Raw genomic sequence first — 18530 nt, forward strand, 5'->3', positions numbered from 1 at the left:
AAGGTGACGATCCACGAGCACGACAGGCTGTCCATGGGTGATGGTTCACGGCGCGGCGATGCCAAGGAGACCACCACCCACGCACTGGTCGACCGTCTCAACGCCGGCGAGCCCTACGCCGCGGCGTTCGGCGGACAGGGCAGCGCCTGGCTGGAGACCCTCGAGGAGCTGGTGACCGCAGCCGGCATCGAATCCGAGCTGGCCACCCTGGCCGGTGAGGCCGAGCTGCTGCTGGAGCCGGTCGACGCCGAACTCGTCGTCGTCCGCCCGATCGGCTTCGAGCCGCTGCGGTGGGTCCGCGGGCTGGCCGCCGACGAGCCGGTTCCCGCGGCCAAGCAACTGACCTCCGCGGCCGTCTCGGTGCCCGGCGTCCTGCTGACCCAGATCGCCGCCGTGCGCGCTCTGGCCCGCCAGGGTCTGGACCTGACCGCCAACCCGCCGGTGGCCGTGGCAGGGCACTCGCAGGGCGTGCTGGCCGTCGAGGCGCTGCGGGCCGCCGGCGCCAAGGACGTCCAGCTGCTCGCGCTTGCCCAACTGATCGGCGCCGCCGGGACCCTGGTGGCCCGCCGGCGTGGCATTTCCATCCTCGGTGACCGTCCGCCGATGGTGTCGGTGACCAAAGCCGAGCCCGAGCGCATCTACGAGCTGCTCGAGGAGTTTGCTCAGGACGTCCGTACCGTGCTTCCTCCGGTGCTGTCGATCCGCAACGGCCGTCGCTCGGTCGTCATCACCGGAACCCCCGAACAACTGTCCCGGTTCGAGCTGTACTGCGAGCAGGTCGCCGAGGCCGAGGCCGCCGAACGCAAGAACAAGCTGCGTGGCGGCGCGGTGTTCAATCCGGTCTTCGACCCCGTTCAGGTCGAGGTCGGCTTCCACAGCCCGCGGTTGTCCGACGGCATCGACATCGTGGCCCGCTGGGCCGAGGCCGTCGGCCTCGACGTCGAGTTGGCCCGCGCCATGACCGACGCCATCCTGGTCCAGCAGGTCGACTGGGTAGAGGAGGTCACCGCCCTGCACGACGCGGGCGCCCGCTGGATCCTGGACGTGGGCCCCGGCGACATCCTGACCCGGCTCACCGCCCCGGTCATCCGCGGCCTCGGCGTCGGCATCGTGCCTGCCGCCACCCGCGGCGGCCAGCGCAACCTGTTCACCGTCGGCGCCGTGCCCGAGGTGGCCAAGCCGTGGTCGAGCTATGCCCCGTCCGTGGTCGCCCTGCCGGACGGCTCGGTGAAGCTGTCGACGAAGTTCACCCGGCTCACCGGCCGCTCGCCGATCCTGCTGGCCGGTATGACGCCGACCACCGTCGACGCCAAGATCGTCGCCGCGGCGGCCAACGCCGGGCACTGGGCCGAGCTCGCCGGCGGCGGCCAGGTCACCGAGGCCATCTTCGACAAGCGCATCGCCGAACTCGAAACCCTGCTCGAGCCGGGCCGGGCGATCCAGTTCAACTCGCTGTTCCTCGACCCGTACCTGTGGAAGCTGCAGCTGGGCGGCAAGCGCCTGGTGCAGAAGGCCCGCCAGTCCGGCGCGCCGATCGACGGCGTGGTGGTCAGCGCCGGCATCCCCGAACTCGAAGAGGCCGTCGAGCTGATCGACGAGCTCAACACCGTCGGCATCGCCCACGTGTGCTTCAAGCCCGGCACCGTCGAGCAGATCCGTTCGGTCATCCGGATCGCCGCCGAGGTGCCCACCAAGCCGGTCATCGTCCACATCGAGGGCGGTCGCGCCGGTGGTCACCACTCCTGGGAGGACCTCGACGACCTTCTGCTGAGCACGTACTCGGAGCTGCGCGGCCGGTCCAACATCACGGTCTGCGTCGGCGGCGGCATCGGCACGCCCGAGCGTGCCGCGGAGTACCTGTCCGGCCGCTGGGCCGAGGCCTACGGCTACCCGCTGATGCCCGTCGACGGCATCCTGGTGGGCACCGCGGCGATGGCGTGCCTGGAGGCCACCACCTCGCCGGCGGTCAAGCAGCTGCTGGTCGACACCGTGGGCGCCGACCAGTGGGTCGGCGCCGGAAAAGCGGTGAACGGCATGGCATCCGGGCGCAGCCAGCTCGGGGCCGACATCCACGAGATCGACAACGCCGCCTCCCGTTGCGGCCGGCTGCTCGACGAGGTCGCCGGTGACGCTGAGGCGGTCGCGGCCCGCCGTGACGAGATCATCGCCGCGATGGCAACGACGGCCAAGCCGTACTTCGGCGACGTCGCAGACATGACCTACCTGCAGTGGCTGCGGCGCTACGTCGAACTGGCGATCGGCGCGGGCGACTCCACCGCCGACACCAAGAGCGACGACTCGCCGTGGCTCGACATCACCTGGCGCGACCGGTTCGCCCAGATGCTCCAGCGCGCCGAGGCCCGGCTCAATCCCGTCGACAGCGGCACCATCGAGACCCTGTTCGACGCGGCCTCGCCGGACGGCGAGTGGCTGCTGGAGAACCCCGATCAGGCCATCGCCGCGCTGGTTGCCCGCTATCCCGATGCCGAGTCGGTGCTGCTGCATCCCGCCGATGTCCCGTTCTTCATCCAGCTGTGCAAGACGCCGGGCAAGCCGGTGAACTTCGTGCCGGTCATCGACAAGGACGTCCGCCGCTGGTGGCGCAGCGACTCGCTGTGGCAGGCCCACGACTCCCGCTACACCGCCGACCAGGTCTGCGTCATCCCGGGTACCGCGGCTGTCGCCGGCATCACCCGCGTCGACGAACCGGTGGGCGAGCTGCTCGACCGCTTCGAGAAGGCCGCCGTCGACCAGGTGCTGGCCTCGGGTGCGTCGCCCGCCCCGGTGGCCTCGCGGCTGCAGGTCCGCACCGATGTGGCCGGCCCGCTGACCATCGTGCTGGACTCCCCGGACGTGCTGTGGGCCGGTCGCACCGCGACCAACCCGGTGCACCGTATCGCCGCGCCATCGGCGTGGATTGCCCATGACAACCGTTCTGCGACAAACCATTCCACCGGTGCGCGCTTGGAGGTCACCGGGCCTGACCGGGTGGTCCTGAGCGTCCCGCTGTCGGGCACCTGGATCGACATCGCCTTCACCCTGCCCGCCACGGTGGTCGACGGCGGAGCTCCGGTGGTCCGCACCGAGGATGCTGCGGCCGCGATGCGTGCGGTGCTGGCCATCGCCGCCGGGGTCGACGGGCCCGACGCCCTGCCGCCGGTGGTCAACGGCTCCACCACGGTGAGCGTCGAGTGGGATCCGGAGCGGGTCGCCGACCACACCGGTGTCACGGCGACCTTCGGAGCGCCTTTGGCGCCAACGCTTTCCGTGGTTCCCGACGCGCTGGTCGGCCACTGCTGGCCGGCGGTGTTCGCGGCGATCGGCGCGGCGGTCACCGATACCGGCTTCCCGGTCGTCGAGGGTCTGCTCAGCCTGGTACACCTCGACCACGCTGCACGGCTGCTCAAGCCGCTGCCCAAGGACAAGGCCCAATTGACTGTCACCGCAACGGCTTCGGCGGCCACCGACACCGAGGTCGGCCGCGTCGTCCCGGTCACTGTCAACGTCACCGACGCCAACGGTCTCATCCTGGCCGTGCTCGAGGAGCGCTTTGCGATCCGCGGGCGCACCGGTCCGGCCGAGCTGACCGACCCGGTGCGCGCCGGGGGAGCGGTCTCGGAGAATGCCACCGACACCCCGCGTCGTCGTCGTCGCGACGTCACCATCGGCGCCCCGGTCGACATGCGGCCGTTCGCCGTGGTCTCCGGTGACCACAACCCGATTCACACCGACCAGGCCGCCGCGCTGCTGGCCGGCCTCGATTCGCCCATCGTGCACGGGATGTGGCTGTCGGCCGCGGCCCAACACGTCGTCACCGCCACCGACGGCAAGCCGGTCCCGCCGGCCAAGCTGATCGGCTGGACCGCCCGCTTCCTGGGCATGGTGAAGCCCGGCGACGAGATCGACTTCCGGGTCGACCGGGTCGGAATCGACCTGGGCGCAGAGGTTTTGGAGGTTACGGCCAAGGTCCGGCGGGGCGGGAGCGAAGCGACTGGGGGGAGTGGTGGGGCCAGCGACCTCGTCATGAGCGCCACCGCCCGGCTGGCGGCGCCCAGGACGGTGTACGCCTTCCCCGGCCAGGGCATCCAGCACAAGGGCATGGGCATGGAGGTCCGCGCCCGGTCCAAGGCGGCCCGCAAGGTGTGGGACACCGCCGACAAGTTCACCCGCGACACCCTGGGCTTCTCGGTGCTGCACGTGGTGCGGGACAACCCCACCAGCCTCATCGCCGCCGGCGTGCACTACCAGCACCCCGAAGGCGTGCTATACCTGACGCAGTTCACCCAGGTGTCCATGGCCACCGTGGCGGCCGCGCAGGTCGCCGAGATGCGTGAGCAGGGCGCGTTCGTCGAGGGCGCGATCGCCTGCGGTCACTCCGTCGGCGAGTACACCGCGCTGGCGTGCGTGTCCGGCGTCTACGAGCTGGAGGCGTTGCTGGAGGTGGTGTTCCACCGCGGCAGCAAGATGCACGACATCGTGCCGCGCGACGAGCTCGGCCGGTCCAACTACCGGCTGGCCGCCATCCGCCCGTCGCAGATCGACCTGCCCGACGCGGAGGTGAAGGCTTTCGTCGACGGAATTGCCGAGCGCACAGGCGAATTCCTGCAAATCGTGAACTTCAACCTGCGTGGCTCGCAGTACGCGATCGCCGGCACGGTGCGCGGTCTGGAGGCGCTCGAGGAGGAGGTCGAGCGGCGTCGGGAGATCTCCGGCGGCAGGCGCTCGTTCATCCTGGTTCCCGGCATCGACGTGCCGTTCCACTCCAACGTGCTGCGGGTCGGCGTCGACGACTTCCGCCGGGCGCTGGAACGCGTCATGCCGCAGGACGCCGACCCGGCACTGATCGTCGGGCGCTACATCCCGAACCTGGTGCCGCGGCCGTTCACGCTGGATCGCGACTTCGTCCAGGAGATCCGCGACCTGGTGCCCGCCGAGCCGCTCGACGAGGTCCTCGCCGACTACGACACCTGGCGCAACGAGAAGCCGCGTGCGCTGTGCCGCAAGATCGTCGTCGAACTGCTGGCCTGGCAGTTCGCCAGCCCGGTGCGCTGGATCGAGACCCAGGACCTGCTGTTCATCGAGGAGGCTGCCGGCGGTCTGGGCGTCGAGCGTTTCGTGGAGATCGGCGTGAAATCCGCGCCGACCGTCGCCGGCCTGGCGACCAACACCCTGAAGCTGCCCGAATACGCCCACAGCACAGTGGAAGTGCTCAATTCCGAGCGTGACGCCGCGGTGCTGTTCGCCACCGACACCGACCCCGAGTCGGAGGACGAGCCGGCCGCCCCGGCGGAATCCGCGACCGCCGAGCCCGCAGCGGTGGAGGCCGCGCCCGCGCCGGCCCCGGCGGCCGCGCCCTCCGGCGGCCCCCGCCCGGACGACATCGCCTTCGACGCGGGTGATGCCACGCTGGCGCTCATCGCGTTGAGCGCGAAGATGCGCATCGACCAGATCGAGCCGCTGGACTCCATCGAGTCGATCACCGACGGTGCGTCCTCGCGGCGTAACCAGCTGCTGGTCGACCTGGGCTCGGAGCTCAACCTCGGCGCCATCGACGGTGCCGCCGAGGCCGACCTGGCATCGCTGAAGGGTCAGGTTTCCAAGCTGGCCCGCACCTACAAGCCGTTCGGCCCGGTGCTCTCCGATGCCATCAACGATCAGCTGCGCACGGTGCTCGGCCCGTCCGGCAAGCGGCCGGCGGCCATCGCCGAGCGGATCAAGAAGACGTGGGAGCTCGGCGACGGCTGGGTCAAGCACGTCACCGCCGAGCTCGCGCTGGGCACCCGTGAGGGCACCAGTGTTCGCGGCGGCTCGCTGGGCGGCCTGCACGAAGGTGCGCTGGCCGACGCCAGCGCTGTGGACAGGGCCATCGATGTCGCGGTCGCCTCGGTGGCGGCCCGCAAGGGCGTCGCGGTGTCGCTGCCGTCGGCCGGTGCCGCCGGCGGTGGCGTGGTCGACTCGGCCGCGCTCGGTGAGTTCGCCGAGAAGGTCACCGGCCGCGACGGTGTGCTGGCGACGGCCGCGCGCCTGGTGCTGGGCCAGCTCAGCCTGGACACCCCGGTCACCGCATTGCCGGCTGCCAGCGACGCCGAACTGATCGACCTGGTGACCTCCGAGCTGGGCTCGGACTGGCCGCGGTTGGTCGCACCGTCGTTCGACGCTCGGAAGGCGGTGCTGCTCGACGACCGCTGGGCCAGCGCACGTGAGGATCTGGTCAAGCTGTGGCTGGCCGACGAGGGTGACATCGACGCCGACTGGGCGCGGCTCTCGGAGCGCTTCGAGGGTGCCGGTCACGTGGTGGCCACCCAGGCCGGCTGGTGGCAGGGCAAGGCGCTTGCCGCCGGGCGCACCATCCACGCCTCGCTGTTCGGGCGGATCGCCGCCGGTGCGGAGAACCCCGCCAAGGGTCGCTACAGCGACGAGGTCGCCGTGGTCACCGGTGCGTCCAAGGGTTCGATCGCCGCGTCGGTGGTCGGCCAACTGCTCGACGGTGGCGCGACGGTGATCGCGACCACCTCCAGGCTCAACGACGACCGGCTGGACTTCTACAAGAAGGTCTACCGCGACCACGCGCGCTACGGCGCGTCGCTGTGGGTGGTCCCGGCCAACATGGCGTCCTACGCCGACATCGACGCCCTGGTGTCGTGGGTCGGCAGTGAGCAGACCGAAAGCCTTGGGCCGCAGTCGATTCACGTCAAAGACGCGCAGAACCCGACGCTGCTGTTCCCGTTCGCGGCGCCGCGGGTGGCCGGTGACCTCTCGGAGGCCGGCTCACGCTCGGAGATGGAGATGAAGGTCCTGCTGTGGGCCGTCGAGCGGCTGATCGGTGGGCTGTCGTCCATCGGCGCCGAGCGTGACATCGCCTCGCGTCTGCATGTCGTGCTCCCCGGTTCGCCCAACCGCGGCATGTTCGGCGGTGACGGCGCCTACGGCGAGTCGAAGTCCGCACTGGACGCGGTGGTCACCCGCTGGAACGCCGAGTCGTCCTGGGCGCAGCGGGTCAGCCTCGCCCACGCGCTGATCGGCTGGACCAAGGGCACCGGACTGATGGGGCACAACGACGCCATCGTCGGCGCGGTCGAGGAAGCTGGGGTCACCACCTACACCACGGCCGAGATGGCTGCGATGCTGCTCGACCTGTGCACCGTCGAGGCCAAGGTCGCCGCCGCCCGCACGCCGCTGAAGGTCGACCTGACCGGTGGTCTCGGCGACGTCGAGCTCGACATGGCCGAGCTGGCCGCCAAGTCCCGCGAGGAGATGGCCGCCGAATCGGCGGATGCCTCCGGCGACGAGCCGGCCGCCGGCACCATCGCGGCCCTGCCGTCCCCGCCGCGCGGTTACACCGCCTCGACCCCACCGGCATGGGCCGACCTCGACGTCGACCCGGCTGACCTGGTGGTCATCGTCGGCGGCGCGGAACTGGGCCCGTACGGCTCGTCGCGCACCCGCTTCGAGATGGAGGTCGACAACGAACTGTCGGCCGCCGGTGTTCTCGAACTTGCCTGGACCACAGGCCTGATCAAGTGGGAGGACGATCCGAAGCCGGGCTGGTACGACACCGCGAGCGGCGAGCTGGTCGACGAGTCCGAGCTCGTCGAGCGGTATCACGACGCCGTCGTCGAGCGTTGCGGCATCCGCGCATTGGTCGACGACGGGGCCATCGACCCCGACCACGCCTCACCGCTGCTGGTCAGTGTCTTCCTGGACAAGGACTTCAGCTTCGTCGTCTCCTCGGAGGCCGATGCACGCGCGTTCGTCGAGTTCGACCCCGAGCACACCGTTGCCCGGCCCGCGCCGGACTCGTCGGACTGGGAGGTGATCCGCAAGGCGGGCACCGAGATCCGCGTGCCGCGCAAGACCAAGCTGTCGCGGACGGTGGGTGCTCAGATCCCGACCGGCTTCGACCCGACGGTCTGGGGCATCACGCCGGACATGGCCAGCTCGATCGACCGCGTGGCGCTGTGGAACATCATCGCCACCGTCGACGCGTTCCTGTCCTCCGGCTTCACCCCCGAGGAGTTGATGCGCTGGGTGCACCCGAGCCTGGTGGCCTGCACCCAGGGCACCGGTATGGGCGGTATGACGTCGATGCAGACGATGTACCACGGCAACCTGCTCGGTCGGGCCAAGCCCAACGACATCCTGCAGGAGGTCCTGCCGAACGTCGTCGCCGCGCACGTCATCCAGTCCTACGTCGGCAGCTACGGCTCGATGATCCACCCGGTCGGCGCGTGCGCCACCGCGGCGGTGTCGGTCGAGGAGGGTGCGGACAAGATCCGCCTCGGCAAGGCCGAACTGGTGGTGGCAGGCGGTTTCGACGACCTGACGCTGGAGGCCATCATCGGCTTCGGTGACATGGCGGCCACCGCCGACACCGAGACGATGCGTGCCAAGGGCATCAGCGACTCGAAGTTCTCCCGCTCCAACGACCGGCGCCGGCTGGGCTTCCTGGAAGCCCAGGGCGGCGGCACGATCCTGCTGGCCCGGGGCGACCTGGCGCTGCGGATGGGTCTGCCGGTGCTGGCCGTGGTCGGTTACGCGCAGAGCTTCGCCGACGGTGTGCACACCTCGATCCCGGCGCCCGGGCTGGGCGCGCTGGGCGCCGGCCGCGGCGGCAAGGAGTCGGTGCTGGCGCGTTCGCTGGCCAAGCTGGGAGTTGGTCCCGACGACATCGCGGTCATCTCCAAGCACGACACCTCCACGCTGGCCAACGATCCCAACGAGACCGAGCTGCACGAGCGGCTGGCCGATTCGATGGGTCGCTCGGCAGGGGCGCCGCTGTTCGTCGTGTCGCAGAAGAGCCTCACCGGCCACGCCAAAGGTGGTGCCGCGGTGTTCCAGATGATGGGTCTGTGCCAGATCCTGCGTGACGGCGTCATCCCGCCGAACCGCAGCCTGGACTGCGTGGACGACGAGCTGGCCACCTCCGGCCACTTCGTCTGGGCGCGCGAGACCCTGCGGCTGGGCGAGAAGTTCCCGCTCAAGGCGGGCCTGGTCACCAGCCTGGGCTTCGGTCACGTGTCGGGTCTGGTTGCGCTGGTTCACCCGCAGGCATTCCTGGCCTCGCTGAGCGAGCAGGAGCGGGCGGACTACACCAAGCGTGCCCAGGAGCGGGTGCTGGCCGGTCAGCGCCGGCTGGCCTCGGCCATCGCCGGTGGACGGCCGATGTACGAGAAGCCCGCCGATCGCCGGTTCGACCACGATGCGCCGGAGAAGCGCCAGGAGGCGGCGATGCTGCTCGACCCGGCGTCGCGGTTGGGCGATGACGACGTATACGCGCGATAAGGTCTGCTCGTGGCGATAGTCGGGGTGGGGATCGATGTGGTCTCCATTCCCGAATTCGCCGAGCAGGTCGGCCAGCCGGGAACGGTGTTCGCCGAGACGTTTACCCCGGGTGAGCGCCGCGACGCGGCCGACAAGAGCTCGGTCGCGGCGCGGCACCTGGCCGCCCGCTGGGCCGCCAAGGAGGCGGTGATCAAGGCCTGGTCGGGATCGCGGTTCGCCCAGCGTCCGGTGTTGCCGGAGGGTATCCACCGCGACATCGAGGTGGTCACCGACATGTGGGGCAGGCCCAAGGTCCGGCTGACGGGCGCCATCGCCGAGCACCTGGCCGATGTCACCATCCACGTGTCGCTGACCCACGAGGGCGACACCGCCGCCGCGGTGGCCATCCTCGAGACGGCTTGACCTCTTCCCGCGAGCAGACGCAAATGTTCCCTTGTCCTCGGCGTGTCGGGTGCTTTTGTGTCTGCTCGCCGGGGGAGGGCGACCCGCTAATGCCGATTTTCGCGGAGCGGTGATTATCTGATCGTGGGTTCGCGCAGATCGTAGCTGATGGCGTCGCCAGGTTTGGATGGGTTGCGTAGCAAGGCGATTCGGTGCGCGGTGATGTGATCGCGGCGCGACATAGTGAAGGCATATCGCTGACTGATCAGTTAATACCCGGCTGGCACTGATCCCATCCGGTCGAAGGACCCGAATGTCAACCGACGGCAACTGGAACTACATTGCTGCTATTTCAAGGGTTCTGGCGCGATCAACCCCCGAGTCGGGCGACACGCGTTCGCAGGTCCTTGATCGCCGTGACCGAGCACGGTTGACTATCAGTATCGACCAGTCAGCGAATGCCCCGCAAGCAGCCCGGGTGGGTGGCGAGTTCTTCGCCGTCCCCGCCGTGGGCCCGCAGACCCGCTACGAGGCATTGCGGGCCTATCTGCTCGACTGTGAACCCGCCGCGGCCGTAGCCGAGCGGTTCGGCTACACCACCGCCGGGCTGCACTCGGCGGTGGCCGACTTCCGCGCCGGGGCGAAGAACTTCTTCCTCGATGCCCGTCCCGGCCCCAAGACCGCACCCGGCAAAGACGCCGCCCGGACCCGGATCATCGCCCTGCGCGCGCAGGGGTACTCCATCGATGAGATCGCCGCCGAGCTGGCCGCCGAGGGCATCGGGTTGAACCGCACCGGGATCAGCGAGGTCATCAACGAGGCCGGCCTACCCCGGATCTGGCGCCGGCCCGACGCCGCCCGCGGCGGCCCCCGGCGCCAAGACCTGCCCCGGGCCCGCGCACTGGCCGCCGACGACTACGCCCAGCTGCCCACCGACGCGCCCACCCGGATGGCCGGGCTGCTGCTCGTGCTGCCCGACCTGCTCGCCGTGGACCTGCCCGCACTGGTCACCGCCGCCGGCTACCCCGGCACCCGCGACATCCCCGCGATCAACTACCTGCTCGCTCTGCTGGCGGTCAAGCTCACCGGCACCCGCCGTGTCTCCCACGTGCACGATCTGGCCGCCGACCCCGGCGCCGCGCTGTTCACCGGGCTCACCGCCCTGCCCAAGACGACCGCGCTGACCACGTACTCCTACCGCCTGCAACACGCCAAGCAGAAGAAGTTCCTGACCGCGTTGGACAAGGCTTCCGTCGCCGCGGGCCTGGCCACCGGCGAGGTGCTGAACCTGGACTTCCATGCCGTCATGCACTGGGGTGAGGACGCCGCGCTGGAAAAACACTACGTGCCCTCACGCTCGCAACGCACCCGCAGCGTGTTGACCTTCTTCGCCGAAGACGCCGACTCCCACGCCCTGCTCTACGCCAACGCCGACCTCGTCAAAGCCACCCAGAACAACGAGGTCCTCGACTTCGCCGAGCACTGGAAAACCGTCACCGGCACCCACCCCGCCCTGCTCGTCATGGACTCCAAGGTCACCACCCAAACCCAGCTCGGCGAACTGACCCAGCGCGGCATCGGCTTCATCACCCTGCGCGCCCGCACCCCCAAACTCACCGCCCACCTGCACGCGCTACCCACCAGCGCCTGGACGAAGCTGACCGTGGCCCGCGCCGGCGGCCGAACCCGCCGCGTCCAGATGATCGAAGACCCCGCCGCGCGACTATCGACCTACCCCGGCACGCTGCGTCAACTCGCCGTCGCCGGCCTGGGCCACGACGAGCCCACCATCCTGATCACCAACCAGCACTCGATGCCCGCCAAACAGGTCATCGAGACCTACTCCCGCAGAATGAACATCGAGCAACGCCTCGCCGAAGCGATCCGCTCCTTCCACCTGGACTCCCTCACCGGAGCCGTCCCCCTCAACATCGACCTCGACGTCGTGCTCACCGTCCTTGCCCACACCCTTTGCGCCGCCCTGCGCCGCCGCATCCCCGGCTACGCAACCGCCACCCCCGACACCCTGCAACGCCGGTTCCTGTCCACCGGCGGGCACATCCTCAACCACGGCAACCAGATCGTGGTCCGCCTCGACCGGCGCACCTACTCACCCGTACTGCGCCAAGCCAACCTGCCCACCACCTCCGTCCCCTGGCTCGGCGGCCGCACCGTGCGCTACGAGTTCGCATGAGCAGGCATCAAAATGAGGGTCAATTCGCTGAGTGAAAATCGGCGCTAACGTCGTCGGCATGAGTGATCTCGTTGAGCGTGTGCAGGCCGTGCTGCCTTCGGTGCGCGCCGATCTCGAGGACCTGGTGCGCATCGAATCGGTGTGGGCCGACCCGGCCCGGCGCGACGAGGTGCACCGCAGCGCGCGGGCCGTCGCCGACCTGCTGATCGCGGCCGGTTTCGAGGCGGTCGACATCGTCAGCGAGGGCGGTGCCCCCGCGGTGATCGCCCGCCACGCCGCGCCGCCCGGCGCGCCGACCGTCCTGCTGTACGCCCATCATGATGTACAACCCGAAGGTGATGCCTCGCAATGGAATTCGCCGCCGTTTGAACCGATCGAACGCGACGGCCGGCTCTACGGGCGGGGTAGTGCTGACGACAAAGCCGGCATCGCCACCCATCTGGCGGCCTTCCGCGCGCACGGCGGTGCACCCCCGGTGGGGGTGACGGTATTCGTCGAAGGCGAAGAGGAATCCGGCTCGCCCTCGCTGGGCCGGCTGCTGGCCGCCCACAAAGACAAGCTCGCCGCCGACGTGATCGTGATCGCCGACTCGGACAACTGGACACCGGACATCCCGGCGCTGACGGTGTCGCTGCGCGGACTGGCCGACTGCGTGGTGGAGGTCGCCACCCTCGACCACGGCCTGCACTCCGGGCTCTGGGGCGGGGTGGTGCCCGACGCGCTGAGCGTGCTGGTGCGACTGCTGGCCAGCCTGCACGACGACGACGGCAACGTCGCGGTGGCTGGCTTGCACGAATCCAGCGCCGCGGACGTCGACCGCGGTCCGCAGTGGGTGCGCGCCGAGTCCGGCCTGCTCGACGGTGTCCGCGAAATCGGTTCCGGCACAGTCGCACAACGTATGTGGGCCAAACCGGCGATCACCGTGATCGGCATCGACACCACACCGATCGCCAAGGCGTCCAACACGCTCATCCCGCGGGCCAGTGCGAAGGTCAGCATGCGGGTGGCACCCGGCGGTGACGCCGCGGCCCACCTCGACGCGCTGCGCCGCCACCTCGAACAGCACACTCCGTGGGGCGCGCGAGCCACCGTCACACCGGGCGACATCGGCCAGCCCTACGCCATCGACGCGACCGGGCCGGTGTACGAGGCGGCCAGGGCGGCGTTCCGCCAGGCCTGGGGAACCGACGTCGTCGACATGGGCATGGGCGGGTCGATCCCGTTCATCGCCGAGTTCGCTGCGGCCTTCCCGGAGGCCACGATCCTGGTCACCGGTGTGGAGGATCCCGGCACCCAGGCGCACAGCGTCAACGAGAGCCTGCATCTGGGCGTGCTGGAGCGTGCCGCCACCACCGAGGCGCTGTTGCTGGGGAAGCTGGGGGCGTCACGTGGCTAACGCCGCCCTGACCCTGCGCTGTCTGGGCGCGGCGAGCACCGTCACCGGATCCAAACATCTTCTTGAAGCCGAAGGCAAGCGAATCCTGTTGGACTGCGGCCTGTTCCAGGGCGTGAAGAACCTGCGCGAGCTCAACTGGGCAGCTTTGGCCGTCGAGCCGGAAAGTATCGACGCGGTGGTCCTCTCGCACGCCCATCTTGATCACTCCGGGTACCTGCCGCGGTTGGTGCGCGACGGCTTCAGCGGGCCGATCGTGTGCACCGAGGCCACCGCCGCCGTCGGCGAGATCATCCTGCGTGACAGCGCCTACCTGCAGGAGCGCGACGCGGCATTCCTCAACAAGCACAAGGCCAGCAAGCATCACCCCGCGTTGCCGTTGTACGACAGCGAGGATGCCCGCCGGGCGATCGAGTTATTCGACACCCACCCCTTCGGGCAGGAGTTCAGTCTGCCCGGCGAGGGGCCGGTGTTGATGTTCCGCCGGGCCGGACACATTCTCGGGGCGGCGACCGTCGAGCTGGCCTGGCATGGCCGGCGCATCGTGTTCACCGGCGACCTGGGCCGCTACGACGACCCGGTCATGCTGGACCCGGACCCAGTCTCGGCCGCGGACTACCTGCTGATCGAGTCGACCTACGGCGATCGCCTGCACGATCGTGCCGACCCCGCCGACGTGCTCGCCGACGTCGTCGCCGCCACCGTGAAACGTGGCGGCACCGTGGTGGTTCCGGCGTTCGCGGTGGGCCGGGCCCAGACGCTGCTCTACTACCTGTGGCAGCTGCGTGAGGCCGGCCGGTTGCCGGAGGTGCCGGTCTATCTGGACAGCCCGATGGCGATCAACGCCAGCGACCTGCTGGGTACCTATCGTGACGATCACCGCTTGGCGCCGGAGGTCTACGAGTGGATGTGCGCGATGGCCGTGTACACGAGAGAAGCCGGGCAGTCCATGAAGATCTCGGCCAGTACCGAGCCGAAGATCGTGATCTCGGCCAGCGGCATGGCCACCGGGGGCCGGATCCTGCACCACCTCAAAGCATTCGGTCCGGACCCCCGCAACACGATCATGGTCACCGGTTACCAGGTGCCCGGCACCCGCGGCGCGGCGATCGCCGCCGGCGAGCGCTACGTCAGAATCTACGGCGAGTGGGTCCCGATCAACGCCGAGGTCGCCAACCTGGCGATGCTGTCGGCGCACGCCGACGCCGACGAACTCGTCCGCTGGGCCGGCGGGTTCCAGGCGCCGCCGCGAAAGGTGTTCGTCGTCCACGGTGAACCGCAGCCGGCCGACACCCTACGCACCCGGCTGGACCGCGAGTTCGGCTGGCAGGCAACGGTTCCCAGGCCGAACCAGTTGTTCGATCTCTGAGGCTCAGCTTCTTTCGCTGCCAGGCCCTCGCCAGCCGAGCCAGCCGAACAGCACGCTGACGGCCAGGTAGAGGGCAGCCCCGATCCACAGCGACGCGGCGCTCCACGTGTGCCCCAGATAGCGCGGCTCGTTGAACATTCCCGTCGCTATCGCGATGCCCACGTTCGCGTGGACCACACCCGCGCCGGCGAGGAATCCGCACAGGAACTTGTACACCTCACGCTTGCGCACGGCGACGCCCTACGGGCTTGTCAGTTGCAGCAACTCGTGCGGCTGCGGGCGCCACGCGAGGTATCCGAGGGCAACACTGATGGCGCCGTAGATCACGGCTTCGATCAGCATCTTGCCGACGCCCCATTCCCGGCCTCGCCAGACCGGTACCGAGATGGTGCCTCGCGCGGTCGCCGCCGCATAACCAGCGTGGCCGAGACTGCCCGCAGCCGCCGCCCCGCACAGGAACTTGAAGATGTCGCGCCCCATGTTCTACCCCCTTCAACCGTCACATTGCCTGACGACAGCATTGTCCGGATGCCCGAGCCCGAGGTAGAGCAATAGGTCCCCGGCCGCCGGTGCCGGCCTAGAGATCGATGTCACGACGCAGTTTGGCGACGTGGCCGGTGGCCTTGACGTTGTATTGGGCCACCTCGATCTTGCCCTTCTCGTCGACGAGGAACGTCGAGCGGATGACGCCCTGCACGGTCTTGCCGTACATCTTCTTCTCGCCGTAGGCACCCCACTCGCCAAGCACCTTCTTGTCCGGGTCACTCAGCAGCGGAAAGGTCAGGCCGTCGCGGTCCCGGAACTTGGCCAGTTTCTCCGGCTTGTCCGGAGAGATGCCCACGACGTCGACGCCGGCCCCGGTCAGCTCGGCCAGGCTGTCCCGGAAGTCGCAGGCCTGCTTGGTGCAGCCGGGCGTCATCGCGGCCGGGTAGAAATACACGATCACCTTGCGGCCTTTGAAGTCGGACAGCTTCACGGTCTTGCCGTCGGCATCCGGCAGACTGAACGCCGGGGCTTTGTCGCCAACCTCGAGGCGTGCTGTGTCGGTCACTTCGTGTCCTTTCTCGACCACGACCGGTGCGCCGGGTTGACCCGGGCTGATCTAGGGTAGTTCGGCAGGGCGGCAGTTTGGAGGGCGGAAGTGGTGGACCGGGACCCCGAGGTCATCAAGGCCGAGATCGACTCGGCGCGCGATCGGCTGGCATTGACCGTCGACTCGCTGGCCGAGCGGACCAATCCCCAACGCCTCGCCGACGACTTCAAGGCCGCAGTGCTGCGCTTCGTGAAGAAGCCCGCCGTGGCCGCGACGCTGGCCGGGGTCGGCGCGGTGACCGTGGTGCTGGTGATCCGCAAGGTTCGGAACGGCTAGCCGAGCTCGATGACGCTTCGCTGGCTGCCGTCCACGCCTCCCCGGGTGCCGGGCCGCACCCAGCACCAGGTCCGAGGGCGAGGTTTCCGGGGTACATCGTGCCGAGCAGTGTCAGATAACCGGTGGGGTGGGAGCTGACTCTCAGCGGCGGCGCAGCCAGTCACCGAAGGACAGCCGGAAACCCGGCGGGTTGGCATGCAGGCCGAGCCGGCTGCAGCTGTGAACGTGCACAGCAGTAAACGACGTGGGGGATTGCAGAGCTACCTCGCGCTCGGGATGGCGGGCGGGCCCTTCCGTCGCCATTGGCTAAGTCCTCACTGCGTCATGTGATGCTGGCCCGAGCCCTGCGCCCGGATCAAGTCAGCTAACTCGAACTATAACATCATCGGGAGTATCGGTGCAGTCCACAGGCTCACTGTTCGACGGCATTGCATCTGCCCGGCTACCGGGTAGCATGAATAAATGCTGGTCAGGCGGTCGCCTCGTGGGGGTGGTGACGGGTCGTGCAGCGACTTGCGCCAAACTGTGTGGGAGGGGGCAGCGGAGAACGGCTGGCAACGTCTGTCAGACGGTCACGCGAACACCACCCCGGGGTTGAGGATTCCGCCCGTGCCCGCAACCGCTCATGGTCGCGCCCTCAACCACTGCCAGATCGCGCGCCCGGCGCAGAAATTCCGGCATCACCGCCCCCGGCACCACGACGTCGACGATGTCGTCGACACCCAACGCCTTGGCTGTAGTCGGCGCCGCCGACATGAACGAACCCACGATGTTGACCGCCTCGGGCGGGAACGGCTCGGAGATGAACTGCGACTGGAACTTCCAGTTCGCTGGTTCGTGGTCGGTCGGGATCTGGAACCCGGTCGTAGATGTCGGCCCAGTTCGCGTCCTTCGTCGCGACGTCGGGTGTGCCGACCGACAGGATCGGGGCCAGCATCTGCATCGCCTCGGCCTCTGACCCGGCGGTGAGCGCGCCGACCAAGCATGACCTCACCGCGGCGAATCTCGAGTTGGCTGGTGAGGCGATTGTCCGTGTACGGGGCCCTGCTCTGCCACGCGTCGAACACCGCTGGCAGGTCGTCGAGGCCGGGCCACCTCGCGGTGATGTTGGTGGCCTGCGTCAGGGGGTGGATCGCGTACGTCAGTGACGTGACGACGCCGAAATTGCCGTTGCCCGCACCACGTAGCGCCCACAGCAGATCCGTGTTGTTGTGCTCGTCGGCGACGAGGTTGTCCGATGCCATGCCGAATCGGCGGGTGAGGAGGCCGAAGCCGCATCCTGCGTCTCGGCGCAGAACACCACCGCTTCGGGACGGCTGGAGAACAATTGGTTCCAGCCGGCGCTGGCCTCCGGGTAGTCCGGATCACCCTGCCGGACAACATGACCCGTCAGTGAGTCAGTGTTCGAAGACATCGATGTCGCCGGGTTCAGTGTCCAGTACTTCGCGGTTCGAGACGAAAAGGTACGCGAAGTAGAGCCCGCCGAGGAGCAGGATACCGAGCGCGATGAAGGCCGCCGTGCGTGCCTCCGGGGGCGAGATGAGGATGGCCACCACGATCGCCGACCACACCAAGGCGCCAATGGCGACCGGCATCTCGAACCGGCCGATGTCGAAGGCATCCTCCTGGCGTCCCAACCGCTTTCGCACCGCCAGGTAGAGCACGATGATTCCGCCGTAGAGGACTGCTCCGGTGAGACCGCCCACCGTGAGCAGCATCAGAAGCGCGTTGCCGGGCAGTGCGATCATCAGGATGGTTCCCAGCACGACGATCAGGACCGTCGCGGGGATCGGGGTGTGCGTGCGGGGACTCACCCGTTGCATCAATTTGGGCGCCGGGAAGCGGTCGTCGCGCGCCATCGCGAAGACCATTCGCGCACAGGTGGCCAGCGTGACCATCCCGGCCCCGAAGAAGGCGATCACGATCGCCACCAGCAGCGAGCGCTCCACCACCACACCCAGTTGGTCGTGCAGGATCATCGCGACGGGCGAGTTGGTGGCGGTGGCAGCGGGAATGTCCTTGATGGCGATGGTGAGCGCGACGGCGAACACCATGCCTAGAAGGCCCGCCGCGACAACCGATCCCACGATCGCGCGCGGCACGCTGCGGAACGGGTCCTTCGCTTCCTCTGCCATGTTCGCCGCGGGGTCGAAGCCGACCAGCGTTGCGATACCCATGATCATCGCCGCCATCAGGCCGCCACCGAGAGAGAAATAGTCGGGAGCCCCATCAGCGATACCGCGAGAGGTGAGATTGCTGGCCGAGCCCTCGCCGGTGACCACCACTGCTATGAAAAGCGCGATCGTGTCTGGCCGACCGCCACGACGGGCCACAGCCAGATGCCGACCGGTCCGGCGTCCTGCAAAACGTCGTCGTAGGTTCCGAAGATCCCGACCGCGACGGAGATGAACGCGAACGACACCGCGAAGATCTGGAACGATCCCAGCGTTCGTTTGAGTTCCGGTTCGTAGCCGCCGTCCTCGTACAACTCGTCGGCATCGGGTGCGTTCGGCGAAACTTCCGTCATCTCGGGCATCCCGCC

At 68.9% G+C, this 18530-nt stretch carries 12 protein-coding genes and 1 pseudogene; 7 read left to right on the forward strand and 6 right to left on the reverse strand.

Annotated features, from left to right (window positions below; translation table 11 throughout):
• Nucleotides 1-3 precede the first annotated feature (3 nt).
• The 5 genes from K9U37_RS09505 (at nucleotide 4) to K9U37_RS09525 (ending at nucleotide 14619) form a co-directional block, all read left to right on the forward strand.
• Complete coding sequence (locus K9U37_RS09505; protein WP_243071475.1) at nucleotides 4-9282, forward strand: type I polyketide synthase; 9279 nt, start codon at nucleotides 4-6, stop codon at nucleotides 9280-9282.
• 9 nt (nucleotides 9283-9291) lie between these two features.
• The gene (gene acpS, locus K9U37_RS09510) at nucleotides 9292-9684 is read left to right on the forward strand and encodes a holo-ACP synthase AcpS (RefSeq protein WP_243071476.1); all 393 of its coding nucleotides are present in this window, start codon (nucleotides 9292-9294) and stop codon (nucleotides 9682-9684) included.
• A 409-nt stretch (nucleotides 9685-10093) separates the two neighbouring features.
• Entirely contained in the window at nucleotides 10094-11857 is a 1764-nt protein-coding gene (locus K9U37_RS09515) for a transposase (RefSeq protein ID WP_243071477.1), read from the forward strand.
• A gap of 58 nt (nucleotides 11858-11915) precedes the next feature.
• The gene (locus K9U37_RS09520) at nucleotides 11916-13253 is read left to right on the forward strand and encodes a dipeptidase (RefSeq protein WP_243071478.1); all 1338 of its coding nucleotides are present in this window, start codon (nucleotides 11916-11918) and stop codon (nucleotides 13251-13253) included.
• On the forward strand, nucleotides 13246-14619 hold the full coding sequence (locus K9U37_RS09525; RefSeq protein ID WP_243071479.1) for an MBL fold metallo-hydrolase RNA specificity domain-containing protein: 1374 nt from the start codon (nucleotides 13246-13248) through the stop codon (nucleotides 14617-14619). Before K9U37_RS09520 ends, K9U37_RS09525 begins: the two co-directional genes overlap by 8 nt.
• A gap of 3 nt (nucleotides 14620-14622) precedes the next feature.
• Here K9U37_RS09525 and K9U37_RS09530 read toward each other — a convergent pair whose 3' ends face one another.
• The 3 genes from K9U37_RS09530 to bcp all read right to left on the reverse strand — a co-directional run bounded on the left by K9U37_RS09530 (nucleotide 14623) and on the right by bcp (nucleotide 15670).
• Nucleotides 14623-14850 carry a hypothetical protein gene (locus tag K9U37_RS09530; RefSeq protein ID WP_243071480.1) on the reverse strand — a complete coding sequence of 76 codons (228 nt, stop codon included), beginning with the start codon at nucleotides 14848-14850 and terminating at the stop codon, nucleotides 14623-14625.
• 9 nt (nucleotides 14851-14859) lie between these two features.
• Complete coding sequence (locus K9U37_RS09535; RefSeq protein ID WP_243071481.1) at nucleotides 14860-15099, reverse strand: hypothetical protein; 240 nt, start codon at nucleotides 15097-15099, stop codon at nucleotides 14860-14862.
• A gap of 97 nt (nucleotides 15100-15196) precedes the next feature.
• Entirely contained in the window at nucleotides 15197-15670 is a 474-nt protein-coding gene (gene bcp, locus K9U37_RS09540) for a thioredoxin-dependent thiol peroxidase (RefSeq protein WP_243071482.1), read from the reverse strand.
• A 90-nt stretch (nucleotides 15671-15760) separates the two neighbouring features.
• Here bcp and K9U37_RS09545 point away from each other — a divergent pair, with 90 nt between their 5' ends.
• A complete protein-coding gene (locus K9U37_RS09545) occupies nucleotides 15761-15988 on the forward strand; it encodes a DUF3618 domain-containing protein (protein ID WP_243071483.1) in 228 nt (75 codons plus the stop codon).
• Between the two features lie 141 nt (nucleotides 15989-16129).
• Here K9U37_RS09545 and K9U37_RS09550 read toward each other — a convergent pair whose 3' ends face one another.
• On the reverse strand, nucleotides 16130-16291 hold the full coding sequence (locus K9U37_RS09550) for a hypothetical protein (protein ID WP_243071484.1): 162 nt from the start codon (nucleotides 16289-16291) through the stop codon (nucleotides 16130-16132).
• A gap of 261 nt (nucleotides 16292-16552) precedes the next feature.
• Nucleotides 16553-16756 (reverse strand): hypothetical protein, encoded by a 204-nt coding sequence (locus K9U37_RS09555; RefSeq protein ID WP_243071485.1) that lies wholly within the window; start codon nucleotides 16754-16756, stop codon nucleotides 16553-16555.
• A 101-nt stretch (nucleotides 16757-16857) separates the two neighbouring features.
• On the opposite strand from K9U37_RS09555, the gene K9U37_RS09560 reads away from it, so the two are divergent.
• Complete coding sequence (locus K9U37_RS09560; RefSeq protein ID WP_243071486.1) at nucleotides 16858-17136, forward strand: hypothetical protein; 279 nt, start codon at nucleotides 16858-16860, stop codon at nucleotides 17134-17136.
• 249 nt (nucleotides 17137-17385) lie between these two features.
• On the opposite strand, the pseudogene K9U37_RS09565 reads toward K9U37_RS09560, so the two are convergent.
• Nucleotides 17386-18515, reverse strand: a pseudogene (locus K9U37_RS09565) (APC family permease).
• Nucleotides 18516-18530 lie beyond the last annotated feature (15 nt).

The organism is Candidatus Mycolicibacterium alkanivorans (genome assembly GCF_022760805.1).
GTDB lineage: Bacteria > Actinomycetota > Actinomycetes > Mycobacteriales > Mycobacteriaceae > Mycobacterium > Mycobacterium alkanivorans.

What these genes read in the sequence shown, in the direction of transcription:
- K9U37_RS09550 (WP_243071484.1), bottom strand. Translation starts at nt 16,291, where the DNA reads ATGGCGACGGAAGGGCCCGCCCGCCATCCCGAGCGCGAGGTAGCTCTG.
- K9U37_RS09560 (WP_243071486.1), top strand. Translation starts at nt 16,858, where the DNA reads ATGTCGGCCCAGTTCGCGTCCTTCGTCGCGACGTCGGGTGTGCCGACC.
- K9U37_RS09535 (WP_243071481.1), bottom strand. Translation starts at nt 15,099, where the DNA reads ATGGGGCGCGACATCTTCAAGTTCCTGTGCGGGGCGGCGGCTGCGGGC.
- K9U37_RS09520 (WP_243071478.1), top strand. Translation starts at nt 11,916, where the DNA reads ATGAGTGATCTCGTTGAGCGTGTGCAGGCCGTGCTGCCTTCGGTGCGC.